This window comes from Saccharopolyspora galaxeae (genome assembly GCF_016526145.1).
In the GTDB taxonomy this organism is placed as follows: domain Bacteria; phylum Actinomycetota; class Actinomycetes; order Mycobacteriales; family Pseudonocardiaceae; genus Saccharopolyspora_C; species Saccharopolyspora_C galaxeae.
Map to the genome: position 1 here is coordinate 539685 of NZ_JADDUE010000001.1, position 16123 is coordinate 555807.

A 16123-nucleotide genomic window follows, 5' to 3' on the forward strand; every position below is an offset into this window, starting at 1 on the left:
GCATTCGGGGAAACGCCACCGAACGAGGAACCGAGAAATGGCGGCGGTGCGTGCGGCACCGGCCGCTCCGGCGGGAATTCGCGAAGGAGGCGCAACTGATGACCGTCGCAGACGTGCGGACGCAGGACCGCTATCCGACCCGGCGCGGAGCCGAGTCCGCGCTGCTGGAACGCACCGATCCGGTGGTCTGGCCCGGCGTGGATTCCGGGCCTGCGGGCACCGGCGAACTGGCCGAGCACCAGGACAAGGGCTTCCACGTGCTGCCGGGCCTGCTCTCGCCGGCGGAGGTGCAGGAGCACTGGCAGGAGCTGGAGCGGCTCGTCCGCGACCCGGACGTCCGCGCCGACGAGCGCACCGTGGTGGAGAAGGAATCCAACGAGGTCCGCTCGCTGTTCGAAGTGCACCGCACCAGCGAAATGGTGGCGGAACTGATCCGCCAGCCGCGCATTCTCGATCGCGCGCGGCAGATCCTCGGGTCCGATGTCTACGTGCACCAGAGCCGGATCAACTACATGCCGGGATTCCGCGGAAACGGTTTCTACTGGCATTCCGATTTCGAGACCTGGCACGCCGAGGACGGCATGCCCGCGCCGCGCGCGGTGAGCCTGTCGATCGCGCTGACCGACAATTTCCCGTTCAACGGCGGGTTGATGGTGATGCCGGGCGCGCACCGCACCTATGTTTCCTGCGCGGGAAAGACGCCGGACGACAACTACAAGTCGTCGCTGCAGGAGCAGAAGGTCGGCGTCCCCGCCGAGGACGACATCCGGCGGCTCGGGTACGAGCACGGGATCGAGCAGTTCACCGGGGCCGCGGGCGCGGCGTTGTGGTTCGACTCGAACACGATGCACGGGTCGGGCAACAACATCACCCCGTACCCGCGCTCGAACATCTTCGTCGTGTTCAACAGCGTGCAGAACACGCTGGTCGATCCGTTCGCGGCGAAGCAGCGCAGGCCGGAGTTCGTCGCCGCCACGGACTTCACCCCGCTCGGCAGGTGAGCGCCTCCGCGGTCCGGCCCCCGCGAGGGGGCCGGACCTGCGTTGCTCAGGTGTCCAGGCCCAGGTAGCGGCGTTCGTTGAACTTCTCCCCGGAGCACGACGCGCCGACGTCGTGCCCCACCCGCTCGACCACGTCGGCCAGTTCCAACCGGGACAGCCAGTTCCGCGGCAACGCGGCGGTGCCGTGCCGGGCGCCGAGGATCGCGCCGGTGATCGCGGCGGTGGTGTCGCTGTGCCCGGAGTGGTTCGCCGCCAGTCGCAGCGCCGCGGTGAACTGCTCCGCCTTGGGCAGCGCCAGCGCGCAGTACACCCCGATGGCCAGCGCCTCCGGGCCGATCCAGCCCTGACCGAGCCGCTCCACGTGGCCGACCGAGCCGCCGAGCCGGGCCAGCGTGGAAGCCTCCGCGAGCAGGCCCGCCGTCTCCGGGTCGTCGCGCAGCACGCGCCCGGAGGCCTGGTCGACGGCCTCGGTCAGCCGCCGGTCCTGGACCGCGATCAAGTGCACGACCAGCGACAACGCACCTGCGGACGCCCAGCCGCCCGCGCCGCCGTGGGTCAGCGCCGCGAACCGGCAGCCCAGTCCGTAGGCCAGCGCGGAACTGGGCGCGAAACCGAGCGGGGCGGTGCGGTCCAGCCCGCCGCATCCCTTCGAGCTGTTCCGCGGCCGGTCCGGGCTGCCCAGCTGCGGTTCGCCCAGCGCGCGCAGGCTGGTCAGGCCCGGGGAGCGGTTGGCGTAGAGCTCGCCTTCGGCGAGCAGTCCGGTCGCGCCCGTCGGCGGTTTGTCCTCCTGCTGCGTGGACAACCAGCGCCGGTAGGCCGCCGCGGCCGATTCGACCGGGTTCCACTGGCCGCCGTTGTTGCCGCGGGTCCACGCGCTCAGGTAGCCCTCGCCGGTGAACAGCGTCATCTGGGTCGCGTCGCCGAGCAGCGCGGGCATGGGTGGCTCGGCGACGCCCTGTTCGCCGAACTCCGCGCGGATGCCGTCGAGCTGCTGGAACTCGACCGGCACGCCGAGCGAGTCGCCGAGCGCGACGCCGAGCAGGCAGCCCACGGCGCGATCGACCACTGCGGACGGGGTGGGCACGCGGCGGGCTCCTTCGGGTGGTGCTCGACGATGATCGATCTGGTGCGAGGGTACTGGGCACCTCCGCGAACCGGGAGCCGATCGGAGCAGCGCCGGCGCCGTCCGGGGGTGAGTCCGGGCACGGTGCGCCACTGCTGCGACCCTTCGGCCGCGTGCTGAGCTGCACCGGAACCGGAGATCCACCGCGGGCGGCCGCGCCGCTCGCTGGGCCGATCGGGTGAGCTAGTCGGCGGTGCCGCAGGTGCTCGCCGCGCCGCTCGCTAGCGTGTGTCGGTTTCGCCGCTAGTGGACTCGCCGCCGCGCGGTGCCCGAAACTGACCAGGACCGGATCAAGCGCAGGAACGGCAGGTGTGCACGGGATGCCAGGGCAGGACGCCTCGCTCGGCGGAGGGGGCAGCGGATTCACCTTCCGCGTGCTCGGCCCGCTGGAGGTGCGCCTGGACGGCGTCCCGCTGCGGGTGGGGTCGGCCGCGGCGCGCGGCGCGCTCGCCTGCCTGCTGCTGGAGCCGAACCACGTCGTGCCGATGGACCGGTTGATCGACATCCTCTGGGGGGAAGCACCGCCCGCGACCGCGCGGACCATCGTGCACGGCTACATCGCGCGCATCCGCCGGATGCTGGAACAGCAGCACGAGGACGAGCCCGGCAGGCCCGCGGTGCTGACCCGGTCGCCCGGCTACCTGCTGCGGGTGGACAACGACCGGATCGACGCGCACCGGGCGCGCACGCTGGTCAACCAGGCGCACGGGCTGGAACCGGCGAACCGCGCCAAGCTGCTCAACGAGGCGCTCGACCTGTGGCGCGGACCGGTGCTGTCCGATGTGGGCGCCGAACGGCTGCACCAGATGGTCGGGCCGAACCTCGACGAGCTGCGGCTGCTGGCGCTGGAAGAACGCATCTCGGCGGACCTGGAGCTGGGCAAGCACCACCGGCTCGTGGTCGAACTGGCGAACCTGGTCGACGAGCACCCGCTGCGGGAACGGCTGACCTACCTGCTGATGCTCGCCGCGTACCGCGCCGGGAACCGCGCCGAGGCGCAAGCCTCCTACCACGCGCTGCGGCAACGGCTCTCCGGCGAACTCGGCATCGACCCCGGCCCGGAGGTGCGCACCCTCTACGAACGGCTGCTGCGCGATGACGAGACGCTGCTGGGCGGTGTGCGGCCGAGCACCGGCCGGGACTCGGCTCCGATCCGGCCGGTGCCCGCCGAGCTGCCGCCCGCGGTCGCCGGCTTCGTCGGCCGGGAGAGCGAACTCGGCGTGCTGGACCGGATGCTGGCCGAACGGGACCGGGGCGGCGCCACCATGCTCGGCGTGCTCACCGGCACCGCGGGGGTGGGCAAGAGCGCCGTGGCGATCACCTGGGCGCACCGGGTGGCCGGTTCGTTCCCGGAGGGACAGCTCTACGCCTCGTTGCGCGGTTTCGACTCCGAGCGGGCGCCGCTGTCCCCCGGCGAAGCGCTGACCAGCATGTTGAAGGCGCTCGGCGTGGCCGCCGACGCGATCCCGCTGGACGTCGACGACCGGGCCGCGCTGTACCGCTCGCTGCTGGCCGACCGGCGGGTGCTGGTGCTGCTGGACAACGCGCGGGACTCCGACCAGGTCCGGCCGCTGCTGCCCGGCAGCTCGACCGCGCTGGTGCTGGTCACCAGCAGGCGCAGGCTGGACGGGCTGGTCGTGCGCAGCGGGGCGCGAGTGCTGCCGCTGGAGACGCTGCCGACCGGATCCGCCGTCGCGCTGCTGGACCGGGCCGGCGGTACCGAGGGTTCCGCGGCCGAGCCGGACGCTGCCCGCGAACTCGCCGAACTCTGCGGCGGGCTGCCGCTGGCGCTGCGCATCGCGGCCGCCCGGCTGGCCGCGAACCCGGCGCGCGGCGTGGCCGACCTGGTGCACGAGCTCACCGACGAGAGCAACCGGTTGCACGGGCTGGACATCGACGACGCCGACACCAGCGTGCGGCGGGCGTTCGACATCTCCTACCGGAACCTGCATCCGGTGCACGCCAGCACGTTCCGGCTGCTCGGGCTGGTGCCCGGGCAAACGTTCACCGCGCAAGCCGTGGCAGCGCTGTGCGAGACCGACTCGGCGGGCGCCTACCGCAGGTTGCGCGCGCTGGCGCTGGCGCACCTGGTCACCGAGACCGAGCCGGACCGGTTCGGGATGCACGACCTGCTGCGGCTGTACGCGCGGGAACTGCTCAACACTCCGGAGGAGCGGACGGGCGAGCGGGACGGCGGCGCGTTGCAGCGGTTGCTGCACTACTACCTGGTGGTCTCCGACCACGCCCGCAGGTTCCTGCGGCCCGCGCGGGACGACGTCGACTTCTCCGGCGACTCCACCTTCGAGCAGCCCGCCATCCGTAACCGCACCGAAGCGCTGGCCTGGTTCGACGCGGAATGGCCGAACCTGGTCGCCGCGGTGCGCACCGCGAAGGCCCAGGGCCTGCACCAGCACGCCTGGCAGCTGGTGCGCTGCCAGTTCAACTACCTGGTGGTGCGCTGCCCCTGGGAGGACTGGATCCAGGTCTACGGGGACGGGCTGGAATCCGCCCGGCTCGCCGCCGACCCGATCGGCCAGGTGCTGATGCCCGCCGGGCTCGGCGTCGCCTACGCCCGCAGCGGGCGGCACGAGGAGGCGCTGGTGCACTACGCGGAGTCCTACCGCTGCGCGGTCGCCACCGGCAGCCCCAGCTGGCTGGCGATGGCGCAGGTCAACATGGGTGCGGTGCTGTTCAGGATGCAGCGCTACGCGGAGGCGCAGGTGCACTGCCGGGACGCGCTGCGGGTGTACCGCACGCTGGGCGACCGCTACCGCGAAGCGGGCGCGCTGAACAACCTCGCCCAGGTCGAGCAGGCGGGCGGGCACCTCGCCGAAGCCCTGGAGCACCTGCTGGAAGCGGTCGTGATGTACCGCGAGGCCGACGACCTGGAGACGTTGTCGATGGTGCTGAACAACTGCGGCGAGGTCAGCATCGAACTCGGCAGGCTCGCCGACGGCGAGAACTACCACCATGAAGCGCTGGACGTGGCGCAGCGCTGCGGCTCTGCGATGCACCAGGCGTCGGCCTACCTGGGGCTCGGCGACGCGGCGCACGCGCGGGGCGATCGGTCGGTTGCGCAGACCCGCTGGGAGACCGCGCTGTCCATCTACGAGACCAGCGGCTCGCCGCGCGCCGAGCAGGCGCGGTCCAGGCTGGACAGTCTCTGAACCGGCGTTTTTGCTGTTCAGGCGAGCGTTTAGCGGACGTTTAGCCGACGTCTAGCCCGCGCTGGGAGCTTGTCTTGCGTGCGGGTCGGCGAGTTCGGATCCGCACCGGGCGGCTCCTGGGGGATCCGAGGGGGATGCCGCCCGGCCGTCCCGGCTCGTACCCGCTGCGGCGGGTGCCGGCCGGGGTGGCCGCTCCGGGGGGGGAGCGGAACATCCGGGACACCGGATGGACGTGGGGGTGGGTGCGGACCTTTGGCGTGAACGGGGTGGTCCAAAGGTCCGCACTTCGTCCGTGGCGGAGCCGTGCACGGCTGCCGCGGGATCACGGGGACTCAGCGGCCGCAGCGCGCTCACCGCTCCCGGGACGACTCGGTTTCGCGGGTGCGTCCGGGTGCCGCGGAGCAGAGCCGTTCGAGCTGCGGCCGCTTCGGGCCGCGCCCGTCACCGCTGGATTGCCCGCGCAACCGCCGCACGATCCACGGCGCCAGGTGCTCCCGCGCCCACTGGATGTCCTGCGCCCGCTGCACCCGCCACGGCTGCTCCGGCAGTTCCGGCCACGGTGCGCGCCAATCCTGGGTGACTTCCACGCCGAGCGCTTCGCACGCCCGCAGCGAGACCCGGCGGTGCCCTTCCGGCGACAGGTGCAAGCGATCCTCGCTCCAGGCCCGCGGATCCTGCAGCACCCGCATCGACCACAGGTCGACCACGAAGCAGTCGTGCCGGTCGGCGATCGCGCGCAGGTGCGCGTTGTAGGTGCCGACCTTGCCGCGCACCCGGCGCAGCACCGGCGTCGAGAGGGTGTCGAAACCGGTGCCGATCAGCACGTCCGCACCGGTCGCGCGCAGTTCCCGCACCGCGTCGTCGAACATCGCCGCGAGCGCGTCCGGGTCGCTGCCGGGGCGGATGATGTCGTTGCCGCCTCCCACCAGGGAGAACAGGGCGGGGCGCAGTCCGAGCGCGGACGGGACCTGGTCCTCGGTGATCTGCTTGAGCAGCTTGCCGCGCACCGCGAGGTTGGCGTAGCGCAGCTGCGGGTCGGTCGCGGCCAACGTCTCGGCCAGCCGGTCGGCCCAGCCGCGGTACCCGCCGCCGGGGGACGGGTCGGCGATCCCCTCCGTGAAGCTGTCGCCCAGCGCGACGTAGCTCGGCCACCCCGCCCGCTGCTCGGTACCGCCCGTTCCTTGCCGGCCGTTCATCGGCCCTCCTCCCGCTCCTGTCGCGCTGTGCGCCGCAGGCCCGCGGCGCACGTCGAACGCGCTGGTGGGCGCTGCGTCGGGCGATCCGCCGTTCGCGCGCCAATGAACACCCTGATCCTCGGGTGACGACCTACGCCACCGTCGGTTACCGGATCGGTGATCAACGGCACTCGCGGGTCCAGGTGCAATGTGCCGGTATGTCCGATGTGCCCGGGCGGTGGGGAGGTGCCGAGGTCCGGGCGTTGCCCGGAAACGCGCATCCGGGGCGATCGCTACTGCTAATGTCGCCGCGCGGTGGCGTCAAGCAGCAAGGGGGCTCGTGATGTCGCGTTCCACGCAGGTGGTCGATCTGCGCGCGGCCGGGGGAGGGGCCGCCGCGGCCCGCACGACGGGCCGTGCGAGCCGCTGATCGGCGATGCCACCGCAAGCCGCGTGCCGCGTCGTGGCGGGCCCTCGAGCTCGCCGTTCGCGGGGACCGGATGTCGACGAGCTGGGGGAGAAGTGACGTCACCGCAGAACTCTGCGGTCCAGCCTGGGGCGGTCCAGCCTGGGGCGGTCCAGCCTGGGGCGGCCGGGCCTGGGGCGGCCGCACCGGGTCCGGTGGGGCACCCGTCGCCGGGTGCGGCCGGTGGCAGGCGGCGAGTTGCGATGCACGCGGTTCCCGGCGCGGGCGGGCCGGTCCCGATCCGCGAGAGCGCGCCGATGAACGGTTCCGCTCCCGGTGCGCCGCCCGGGCCGCCGGGTGCGCTCGACGGCTCCGGCGATGGCGGCCCCGAGGCGTCGGCCAGCGGTTTCGGTGCGCCGCGCGATGGTGGATCTGCGGAACGCTCTTCCGGAAGGCCCCGTCCTGGTCCCGCACCGGGTGAGTCCGGTGTGCCCACGGGATTGCGTGGCTCGGGCGAACTCGGGCCGGTGGAACCGCAAGCGGCCCGTCCCGACGCGCCGCGGCACACCTCCGAGCAGTCCGCGCCCCGTTTCGACCTGCGGTCCGAGTTCGCCGCGCTGGCCGCCGAGCGGGATCCGTTCGAGCTGTGGCGGCGCAGCAGGCGATTCCCCGACCGTTTCCGGCATGAGCAGCACCGCCCGGGCCGGCGCGTGCGACCGGATCGGCCGGAGTCGTCCGGTGGGGTGTCCGCGTTGTCCGGCGACCTCGGCGGTACGGGCGCACCTGCGGAATCGCCTCGGGCGGAGTCCTTCGCGCCGCTGAGCTCCGGGTCGCTGGAGTCGGAACCGCTGCTGTCCGGGTCGTTGGAGATCGGGGCGTCGGAGATCGGGGCGTCGGGCATCGGCGCTTCGGCGGACGTGGAGTCGAGTTCCCCGCTCGGCGGGGATACGGCTCGCTCCGATTCGCCTGCACAAGGCCCGGATGACCAGCCTCCGCACGAGCGAACCCAGCACGAGGAGCACGGAGCCGCGCCGAGCGGTCCGCGCGGTGGCAGGGCGCCACTCCCGCCGCGTCCGGGCCCGCCTGGACCGGCGCACGGTGTCCCGCAGAACGTCCCGCAGGCACCGGTCGGCGGTGCGCCGATCCCGCCGGCGCCGAACATTCCGCCGCCACCGGGCAGGCCGAATCCCGCTCCGGCCGCGGGGGATCAGACCGTGGACGTCCCGGGTAGGCATGGTCGGTCCGGGGCGTCGGACGACGCGGTCGCGATGAACATCGGTCCGCCGCCACCCAATCCGGGTCCTGGGCGCACTGCGCGACCGGGAGCGACCGGCCCGTCGAACGCGCAGGCCGACCCGCGCGGGGCACCGCCGAATTCGGGCGCCGCGTCGGGTGGGTTCAACCAGGTCGCTCCGCCGAGTGGGCCGAATCAGGTTGGTCCGCCGAGCGGGCCGAATCAGGTCGGCCCGCCGAGCGGACCGAATCAGGTCGGCCCGCCGAGCGGGCCGAACCAGGTCGCTCCGCCGAGCGGGCCGAATCAGGCCGGTCCGCCGAGTGGGCCGAATCAGGTCGGCCCGCCGAGCGGGCCGAACCGGGCGGTTCCGCCGGAGCTCGCGGGGCCTGCGCGGTCCGCGCGACCTGCGCCGCCCGGGGCCGCTCCGCCGGATTCGGGACGCTCGACCGGTCCGCACCCGGCTCATCCCGGCCCGCTGCCCGCAGCCCGGCCGCCGATGCCGCCGGACGGCCCCGAGCAGTCGGCGCTGGAGATCACGACCGAGACACCGCGCGTCCCCGGAGCGGCAGCGCACCGGCCGCCGGAGCCGAACCCGCCAGCTCAGCCCGCTGCACCCGTCCAGCCCGCTGCGCCTGTCCAGTCCGCCGGGCCGGCTGCACCGGCCCAACCCGCGCAGCCTGCTCCGCACGGTCAGCCCGCGGCACCCGACCAACCACCCGCGCCGACTCCGCAACCGCACGCACCGGTCGCCCCGCCGCACGTTGCGGCTCCTCAGCCGGTTCCGCCCGCTCCCGCCGGGTCCGCGGACTCGCCCGGTCCGGAGTTCTTCGACGCTCCGCAAGCCCCGGGCGGTCTGATGGCGCCACCCGGCGACGACGGCCGCAGACCGGGGCCTCCCGCGCCGCACGGCGCACCAGCGCATCCGCCCGCACCGCCGTCACCTCCCCGCGGTGTGCCTGCGCGTCCCCCGAACCGCCCGGAGCCGCAGAACCGACCGGAACACCCGGACCGCCCGGAGCCGCAGAACCGTCCCGCGCCTCCGAACCGCCCGGAGCCGGGACCGCTGCCTCCCGCCGATCGGTCCGCGCCGAGCGCTCCACCCGCACCGGCGTCGCCGCGCTACCAGCCGCGACCGGACGGCGGGTTCGGCCCGATGGGTTCCGGGGCTGCGCGCGGCGCCAATTCCGCCGGACGGTCGCGCGGTTCCTGGAACCACGCGGCGGACGAGCCGGTGGAGCGCCGCGAACGCGAGTACAGCGTGGGCGGCGGCTACCGCCCCGGCGAGTCCGGCGGGAACGAGCGCGGCCCGCAGTTCCTCGTCGAGGCCGACGACGGCGACGGCTACGGCGGCGGCAGGTTGGTCGCGCCTCCGGTGCTGGGCGAATCCCCCGCCGGCTTCCGCGACTTCTGACCCGCCCCAGCCGCCCGGCGCACCGAAGGTGAGACACGACGCCCGATGGTCGACACGATCGCGCTATCCCTACCGGCCGTGGACGTGCTGGCCGAGCAGCTCAACCTGGACATCCGGCAGTACCCGTTCGAGCTGCCGCGCGCCCGCGAGCACGGGCGCGCACCGGACCAGGTGCTCGGCGAGCTGGAAGCGGCCGGTCTGGCCGCGGACGGCAGGCCGGAGCCGGAGGTGGCGGACGCGCTGTACCTGCTGTGCGGCTCGGAGGTCTCGGTCGCGGCGGCCGGGCTGCTGGATGTGCGGGCCGGGCAGCGGTTGGCCGCGCGAGTGGTGGCCACCGGAGAGGTCGGAGTCGTCGGCGTGCTCGACGGGCGCGGGCTGCGGATGGACTTCCTCGACCCGCAGGACGTGCCTGCGGTGTGCGCGGACCTGCTGCCACCCGCCGCGGCGGGGGCCGGTGAGCCGTTGCGGGCTGAAGACGCGGACGCGCCTGCCGCGCGGGAGCTGGCGGAGATCACCGGGCGGCCGAAGTCCCGGCTCGGGCACTTCCTGGTCTCCGGTGCCGGGCGCCGCGGCCGGGCTGGGCAGCCCGGGCTGACCTGGTTCGACAACGATCTCGGCCGGTTCACGTTGCTCGGCGAGACCGCGCCGGACGGTCGGGAATCGCTGACCTGCGCCCCGGCGGACCGCGCAGCGCTGGTCGAGCGGCTCGCGGCGCTGCTGCGGTGAGCCGGTCGAGCCCGCGAGCGATCCGCAGATCCGGCCGCGGCAGCGGGATGTGACGCAATAGCCCGCGGTTGCGCCTGGGCGGCGGGTGTGCATGCGACTTCGCGTCCGGCAGGCTGTGGGGCGTGACGCAGGAACGGCAGACCGGCAACCCGCGCACCGCCACGGAGACCGGTGACGAGCGGGATTCGTTGATGAACTTGCTCGGCGGCCGTACCAGCGCCGTCGACGCCAGCCTGCCGCCGGTGGCCTTCGGCCTCGGCTGGTACCTCGGTGGCGAGTCGATTCCCGCGGGCGGCGCCGCCGCCGTGCTGGTGGCCGCGGCGATCGGGGTGTGGCGGCTGCGCGCCGGTGCCCGTCCCACGGCGGTGCTGGTGAGCCTGCTCGCGGTGCTGGCCGGTGCGCTCGTCGCGTTGTACACCGGCAACGCCGCGGACTACTTCCTGATCCGGGTGGTCACCAACGCCGCGAGCGGGCTGGTGTGGATGATCAGCATCGCGGCCCGCTGGCCGCTGCTCGGCGTGATCCTCGGCGGCGTGCTCGGGCAGGGCCGCAAGTGGCGGCAGGACCCGGCACTGGTGCGCGCCTACAACCGGGCGAGCTGGGTGTGGGTGGGCCAGTACACCGCGCGGCTGCTGGTGTTCGTCCCGCTGTGGGCGGCCGACGCCGTGTTCGCGCTGAGCATCGCGCAGGCGGCGCTGACCTGGCCGTTGGTGGCGTTGTGCATCACCGCGAGCTGGTGGGTGCTGCGCCGCGCGCTGCCCGCTGGGCACCCGGGCTTGCGTCATCCGCAGGTCGCGAGCTGATTCCGCGAGGTGCCGTCCCGTGGGCGCCTGCCGGTGTCCGTAGCGGCAGCACCGCCGTTCGCCGACATTCGAGCCCCGTCGTCCCGCCGGATTTGCGCAACGTAGGAGCGTCTACCGCTCCGTTCGCTCACGATCACCGGCGTGTGCGGATCGCGAGCCGAGCGCGGTGAACGGACCGTTGGTCCCGCTGGATTGGTCGAACGGTCCGTTCGCTCATCTACGGGATGCGCTCAGATGCCGGGGTAGCGGGCGGGTTCATCGCCGGTGAGATCGAGCGCGGCCAGCCAAGCCGCGCCCGCCGCGCCAGGTCCCGCGGCGTGCAGCTCGGGGGCGGGCGAACCGGCACGCCGCAGCAGTTCGGCGCGCAGTGCAGCACCGACCGGGTTGCCATCCGCGGTGAGCCCGCCCGCGAGCACGATCGGTGCGCGCTCCTCGCCGGGCCGCCGCGCACCGGCGGCCGTGTCGGCCAGCACGGCCGCTGCGCGCGCGACGATGTCCCGCGCGTCCGCATCCGTCCCGCTCGCGGCCGTGACCAGCGGAGCCAGCTCGGCCAGCGCGATCGGCGCGCGCCCGTTCACCGCGGCGATGAGCTGCTTGCGCAGCGCGTCCGCGTCGTCCGGTCCGGTGCCGAGCAGTTCCGCGCGCACCGCCCGGCCGAGTTCCCCGACGGGCTCGCCGCGGTCCAGCGCTCGCAGCAGCGCCCGGACGGCCTCCCTTCCCAGCCAGAACGCCGATCCCTCATCGCCGAGCAGCCACCCGTGCCCGCCGATCGTGGCGACCAGCCGGTGCCGCTCGACGCGCGCGGCGATCGCTCCGGTCCCGGCGATCAGCACGGTGCCATCGGCGGCCGCCGTCCCGGCGGCGAACGCCACCTCGCAGTCGCTGACCACGCGCACCGGGCACCGCAGGTCCAGCGCGCGCCAGCCTTCGTCGAACAGCTCCGCCACCTGCGGATCGGTCATCTTGCTGATCCCGGCCATGCCCAGCACGACCCGGCGCACCGAGCCCGCTTCCAGCCCGTTCATCGCGGCCGCGGCGGCCGCGGTCACCTCCGCGACCGCCTGCCGCGGCGGGTGCGAGTTCGGATTCCCGCCACCTGCCGATCCGCGGCCCACGACCCGGCCGCGCAGATCGCCCACGAGCGCGCGGCTGGACGTGCCGCCGATGTCCAGGCCGAGTACCAGGTCGAGCATGGGCACCTTTGTACCGCGCCGGAGGGCCGCCGCGGACAATGCCGTGAGCCCGCATCGGCCGCCGCATCCGGCCGGACCGCGGGAGCAACGATGGAAGCCCTGAAAGGCGAGCATGACCGTCGACGCGCATCACCACCTGTGGGACATCGACGTCCGCGACCAGCCGTGCATCACCGGCCCGGAGATGGCGCCGCTGCGCCGCGATTTCCTGCCCGCCGACCTGCGGGCGGCCGCGCAGGGCACCTCGGTCGACACCACCGTGCTGGTGCAAACGGCCACCGATCCGCAGGAGACCCCGGAGATGCTGGTGCTGGCCGACTCGGTCGGCTGCATCGGCGCGGTGGTGGGCTGGGTCGACCTCACCGCGCGGGACGTGCGGGAACGGCTCGGCGCGTTGCAGCTGCACCCGTCCGGGAAGTGGTTGAAGGGCGTGCGGCACCCGGCCGAGCGGGAAGCCGACCCGGAGTGGCTCGCCCGCCCGGACGTGCTCGCCGGGCTCGCCGCGGTGGAGGACGCCGGCCTGGTCTACGAACTGCTGGTGCGCCCGCACCAGCTGCCCGCCGCGATCAAGGCTGCAGGCGAGTTCCCGCAGCTGACGTTCGTGCTGGACCACTGCGGCAAACCGCCGGTGGGCGGCGAGCTGCGGCCGTGGGCCGCGGCGGTGCGCAGGCTGGCGAGCCACCCGAACGTCGTGTGCAAGCTCTCCGGCCTGGTCACCGAGGCCGAGTGGGCCGGTGCTCCGGAGGTCGAGGCGATGCGGCCGTGCGCGGAGCTGGTGCTGGAGGCGTTCGGCCCGGGCCGGGTGATGTTCGGTTCGGACTGGCCGGTGTGCCTGCTGGCCGCTTCCTACGGGCAGGTGCTGGACGTGGCCGCCAGGCTCACCGAGGGACTGTCCGCGGCGGAGCGGACGGCGGTGTTCGACGGGACCGCGCGGCAGGTCTACGAATTGCGCTGACCGGGGAGCGAGCCCTGTAGTCAATATGACCCGTTCGGCGTAATCTGACGCTGCCCGCCTCACCCCGCCCCCTCGGTGAGGCGGGCCTTCGCTTGCGCCCCGCCGCCGCGGATCAGCGCGTCCGGGTGATCTTGGACAGGCCGCGCGGCTGATCCGGGTCGACGCCGCGGGCCAGCGCGAGGTCCAGCGCGAGCCGCTGCACCGGAAGGATCTCCAGCACCGGCGCGATTTCTTCGGCGCAATCCGGCACCGGGATGCGGTGCGCGATCGAATCGTCGTCGCCCGAGCCGACGGCGCACACGTCGGCGCCGCGCTCGGCGACCGCGCTCAGCACTTCCCGCATCGCCTCGCCGCCTTCGCCGGGCCCGCGCACCGCGAGCACCGCGGTCTCGGAGTCGACCGCCGCCACCGGGCCGTGCAGCAGGTCCGCCCCGCTGTAGGAGCGAGCAGGCAGGTAGCTGGTCTCGGCCAGTTTCAGCGCGGCTTCGGCGGCGGTGGCCAGCGAGTAGCCGCGCGCGGTGGTGACCAGCCGTTCGGCGAAGCGGTACCGGCGCACCGCCGCGGCGACCGCGGGTTCGCTGTCCCGCAGCGCATCCGAGGCCTGCTCGGGCAGCTCCGCGGCATCCCTGCCCGTGCCGCCGCGCACCGCGTCGACCAGCAGGTACAGCGTGAGCAGCGTGGCGCTGTAGGTCTTGGTGGCCGCGACCGCCCGCTCCTGGCCCGCGCGGATGTCCACCGACAGCTCCGCGGTGGAGTTCAGCGTCGAGTCGGCGGTGTTGGTGACCGCGACGGTGGTGGCCCCGCGCCGCCGCGCCGCTGCGGTGACCTCGATCAGGTCCGGTGAACCGCCGCTCTGGCTGACCGTCAGCAGCAGCACGTCGGTCAGGTCCGGCCGCGCACCGTAGAGCGTCGTGGTGGATGGCGAGACCAGCCCGGCAGGCAGTTCCAGCAGGACTTCGATCAGATATTTCGCGTACAGCGCCGCGTGGTCGCTGGAGCCGCGGGCGGCCAGCAGCGCGAACCGCGGCTTGCGCTCGGCGATGGTCGCGGCAACCGCCGCGATCTGCTCGCGGGCGGCGAGCAGATCGGCGAAGATCCGCGGCTGCTGGTCGATCTCGGCGCGCATTCGCTCACCGGGGCTGGTCATGGGTACCTCTCCGCGATCGAAGTCCAGGTCTAGACCATTATTGCTGATCGGGCCCGCACGCCGGGGCGCGGCGTGCCTGCGCACACCGAGCTTGGCCCGGTGGACCGCGGGTGCGCCACCCGGTCGGCAGACCAAGATCACCCGATGCGAATACTGGTGAGAACGTGATGATGGCGCACGGCTTCAGGCATCCTGGACAGTCATGGCGCTGCTTCGCGCACGGCCGTGCGGGCGGTCCGTGCGCGGTGCCCAGGTACGGGTAGGAGGACAGATGCTGGAAACGTCGGTGTCCGGCGGGGCGGACACCCCGGTTCGCGTGCAGCGCGAACCCAAGTACTGGGGCCTGAAGCAGCACCTGCTGGACATGCTGCGATCCCTGCCGCCGGGCTCTCCGATCCCCACCGAACGCGCGCTCGCCGCCGAGTTCGACGTCTCGCGCACCACCGTGCGCCAGGCGCTGGCCGAGCTGACCGTCGAAGGCCGCCTGCTGCGGGTGCAGGGCAAGGGCACCTTCGCCGCCAAACCCAAGGTCGCGCAGCGGCTGCAGCTGTCCAGCTACACCGAGGACATGCGCGCGCAGGGCCGCCAGCCCACCTCGCGCCTGCTGGAAGTCGTGGAGGAACCGGCGGGCGAAGAACTCGCCACGCTGCTCGGCACCCGAACCGGCTCGACCGTGCTGCGGCTGCGGCGGCTGCGGCTGGCCGACGCGGAGCCGATGGCCATCGAGACCACGCACCTGGCGCTGTCCCGGTTCCGCGGGCTGACCTCGAAGCTGGCGGAGGACGGTTCGCTGTACCGGGTGCTGCGCGAGCAGTTCGGCGTCGCGCTCGGGCACGCCGACGAAACGATCGAGACCGCGCTGGCCAGCCCGGAGGAGGCCGAAGCGCTGGGCGCCGACGTGGGCCTGCCGATGCTGCTGCTGTCCAGGCACTCCTTCGACGCGGACGGCGAGCCGGTCGAGTGGGTGCGATCCATCTACCGCGGCGACCGCTACAAGTTCGTCGCCCGCCTGAACCCGCCGGCTTCCTGACTCGGGGAGCAACGATCAGCTACCGCTACGAGACCGGTCGTGCCGACTTCAGCGACCTCGCGGGCGGGTTCGTGCTCAAGGCCGTTCCCGGCTTCCCCGGGTTCCCGGTCCGGCTGGCCAGTGAAGTGTTCCAGCGGGCGGCGCAGCTGTGCGGTGCGGCGGAGCGGGTCACGCTGTGGGATCCGTGCTGCGGCAGCGGCTACCTGCTGAGCACGATCGGACTGCTGCACCGGCAGCGGCTCGCGGCGGTGTTCGGCACGGATGCGGACCCCGACGCGCTCGGGGTGGCGGCGAGCAACCTGCGGATGCTCTCGCGGGACGGTCTGCTCGAACGCCGCCGGGAGCTCGCCGGGATGGCCGAGCGCCACGGCAAGAACTCGCACCAGGCGGCCGTCGACGCCGCCGACCGCCTCATCGCGGGACTGCCATCGGAGCCCGGCCCGCGAACCGGCACCGCCGTGGCGAACGCCTTCGATCCGGAGCAGACCGCAGCAGCGCTCGGCGGGCGGGCGCCGGACATCGTCTGCACCGACGTGCCTTACGGCGATCAGGTCGGCTGGTCCGGCGCTCCCGACGATCCGATTCCGGCGCTGATCCGCTCGATCGCCGAGGTCGTGCCGCCGTCCGCGGTGATCGCGGTGACCTGCCGGGCGCGGAAGGTCCCGCTCGGCGACGGCATCCGGGCCGCGGAGCGCTTGAAGGTGGGGCACCGCTCGGTAGCGCTGGTGCCCGCGAGCCGCATCGAGCGCTGA

12 protein-coding genes are annotated in these 16123 nt (G+C 73.7%); 8 read left to right on the top strand and 4 right to left on the bottom strand.

All coding sequences use genetic code 11. The annotated features are described in order from the left end of the window. The first annotated feature begins 98 nt into the window (after positions 1 to 98). Positions 99 to 1001: an ectoine hydroxylase gene (thpD, locus tag INP57_RS02460; protein WP_200068323.1), complete on the top strand. Its 903-nt coding sequence runs from the start codon at positions 99 to 101 to the stop codon at positions 999 to 1001. Positions 1002 to 1047: 46 nt separating this feature from the next. Here the strand turns inward: thpD and INP57_RS02465 are convergent, their stop codons facing one another. Further along, entirely contained in the window at positions 1048 to 2085 is a 1038-nt protein-coding gene (locus INP57_RS02465) for an ADP-ribosylglycohydrolase family protein (protein WP_200068324.1), read from the bottom strand. A 359-nt stretch (positions 2086 to 2444) separates the two neighbouring features. On the opposite strand from INP57_RS02465, the gene INP57_RS02470 reads away from it, so the two are divergent. Beyond that, positions 2445 to 5291 carry an AfsR/SARP family transcriptional regulator gene (locus INP57_RS02470; protein ID WP_200068325.1) on the top strand — a complete coding sequence of 949 codons (2847 nt, stop codon included), beginning with the start codon at positions 2445 to 2447 and terminating at the stop codon, positions 5289 to 5291. A 350-nt stretch (positions 5292 to 5641) separates the two neighbouring features. Here the strand turns inward: INP57_RS02470 and INP57_RS02475 are convergent, their stop codons facing one another. Beyond that, positions 5642 to 6487, bottom strand: coding sequence for an SGNH/GDSL hydrolase family protein (locus tag INP57_RS02475; RefSeq protein ID WP_200068326.1), 846 nt, complete (start codon positions 6485 to 6487; stop codon positions 5642 to 5644). 2772 nt (positions 6488 to 9259) lie between these two features. Here INP57_RS02475 and INP57_RS02480 point away from each other — a divergent pair. The 3 genes from INP57_RS02480 to INP57_RS02490 all read left to right on the top strand — a co-directional run bounded on the left by INP57_RS02480 (position 9260) and on the right by INP57_RS02490 (position 11046). Next, positions 9260 to 9517: a hypothetical protein gene (locus tag INP57_RS02480; protein WP_200068327.1), complete on the top strand. Its 258-nt coding sequence runs from the start codon at positions 9260 to 9262 to the stop codon at positions 9515 to 9517. A 45-nt stretch (positions 9518 to 9562) separates the two neighbouring features. Next, positions 9563 to 10243 (top strand): ESX secretion-associated protein EspG, encoded by a 681-nt coding sequence (locus tag INP57_RS02485; protein ID WP_200068328.1) that lies wholly within the window; start codon positions 9563 to 9565, stop codon positions 10241 to 10243. A 122-nt stretch (positions 10244 to 10365) separates the two neighbouring features. Continuing rightward, complete coding sequence (locus tag INP57_RS02490) at positions 10366 to 11046, top strand: DUF3159 domain-containing protein (protein ID WP_307849862.1); 681 nt, start codon at positions 10366 to 10368, stop codon at positions 11044 to 11046. 230 nt (positions 11047 to 11276) lie between these two features. Here INP57_RS02490 and INP57_RS02495 read toward each other — a convergent pair whose 3' ends face one another. Further along, entirely contained in the window at positions 11277 to 12239 is a 963-nt protein-coding gene (locus INP57_RS02495) for an N-acetylglucosamine kinase (protein ID WP_200068329.1), read from the bottom strand. 112 nt (positions 12240 to 12351) lie between these two features. Between INP57_RS02495 and INP57_RS02500 the strand changes: the two genes are divergently transcribed. Next, positions 12352 to 13194 (top strand): amidohydrolase family protein, encoded by an 843-nt coding sequence (locus INP57_RS02500; protein ID WP_200068330.1) that lies wholly within the window; start codon positions 12352 to 12354, stop codon positions 13192 to 13194. A 112-nt stretch (positions 13195 to 13306) separates the two neighbouring features. Here INP57_RS02500 and INP57_RS02505 read toward each other — a convergent pair whose 3' ends face one another. Next, positions 13307 to 14341, bottom strand: a complete 1035-nt coding sequence (locus INP57_RS02505) for an SIS domain-containing protein (RefSeq protein WP_200068331.1) — start codon at positions 14339 to 14341, stop codon at positions 13307 to 13309. A gap of 271 nt (positions 14342 to 14612) precedes the next feature. Here INP57_RS02505 and INP57_RS02510 point away from each other — a divergent pair, with 271 nt between their 5' ends. Further along, the gene (locus INP57_RS02510; RefSeq protein WP_200068332.1) at positions 14613 to 15371 is read left to right on the top strand and encodes a GntR family transcriptional regulator; all 759 of its coding nucleotides are present in this window, start codon (positions 14613 to 14615) and stop codon (positions 15369 to 15371) included. Continuing rightward, the gene (locus INP57_RS02515) at positions 15302 to 16123 is read left to right on the top strand and encodes an rRNA methyltransferase (protein ID WP_200068333.1); all 822 of its coding nucleotides are present in this window, start codon (positions 15302 to 15304) and stop codon (positions 16121 to 16123) included. Before INP57_RS02510 ends, INP57_RS02515 begins: the two co-directional genes overlap by 70 nt.

Excerpts from the sequence above, each read along its gene's own strand:
- thpD (WP_200068323.1), top strand. The coding sequence starts at position 99 with ATGACCGTCGCAGACGTGCGGACGCAGGACCGCTATCCGACCCGGCGC.
- INP57_RS02470 (WP_200068325.1), top strand. The coding sequence starts at position 2,445 with ATGCCAGGGCAGGACGCCTCGCTCGGCGGAGGGGGCAGCGGATTCACC.
- INP57_RS02475 (WP_200068326.1), bottom strand. The coding sequence starts at position 6,487 with ATGAACGGCCGGCAAGGAACGGGCGGTACCGAGCAGCGGGCGGGGTGG.
- INP57_RS02480 (WP_200068327.1), top strand. The coding sequence starts at position 9,260 with ATGGGTTCCGGGGCTGCGCGCGGCGCCAATTCCGCCGGACGGTCGCGC.
- INP57_RS02485 (WP_200068328.1), top strand. The coding sequence starts at position 9,563 with ATGGTCGACACGATCGCGCTATCCCTACCGGCCGTGGACGTGCTGGCC.
- INP57_RS02495 (WP_200068329.1), bottom strand. The coding sequence starts at position 12,239 with ATGCTCGACCTGGTACTCGGCCTGGACATCGGCGGCACGTCCAGCCGC.
- INP57_RS02500 (WP_200068330.1), top strand. The coding sequence starts at position 12,352 with ATGACCGTCGACGCGCATCACCACCTGTGGGACATCGACGTCCGCGAC.
- INP57_RS02505 (WP_200068331.1), bottom strand. The coding sequence starts at position 14,341 with ATGACCAGCCCCGGTGAGCGAATGCGCGCCGAGATCGACCAGCAGCCG.
- INP57_RS02510 (WP_200068332.1), top strand. The coding sequence starts at position 14,613 with ATGCTGGAAACGTCGGTGTCCGGCGGGGCGGACACCCCGGTTCGCGTG.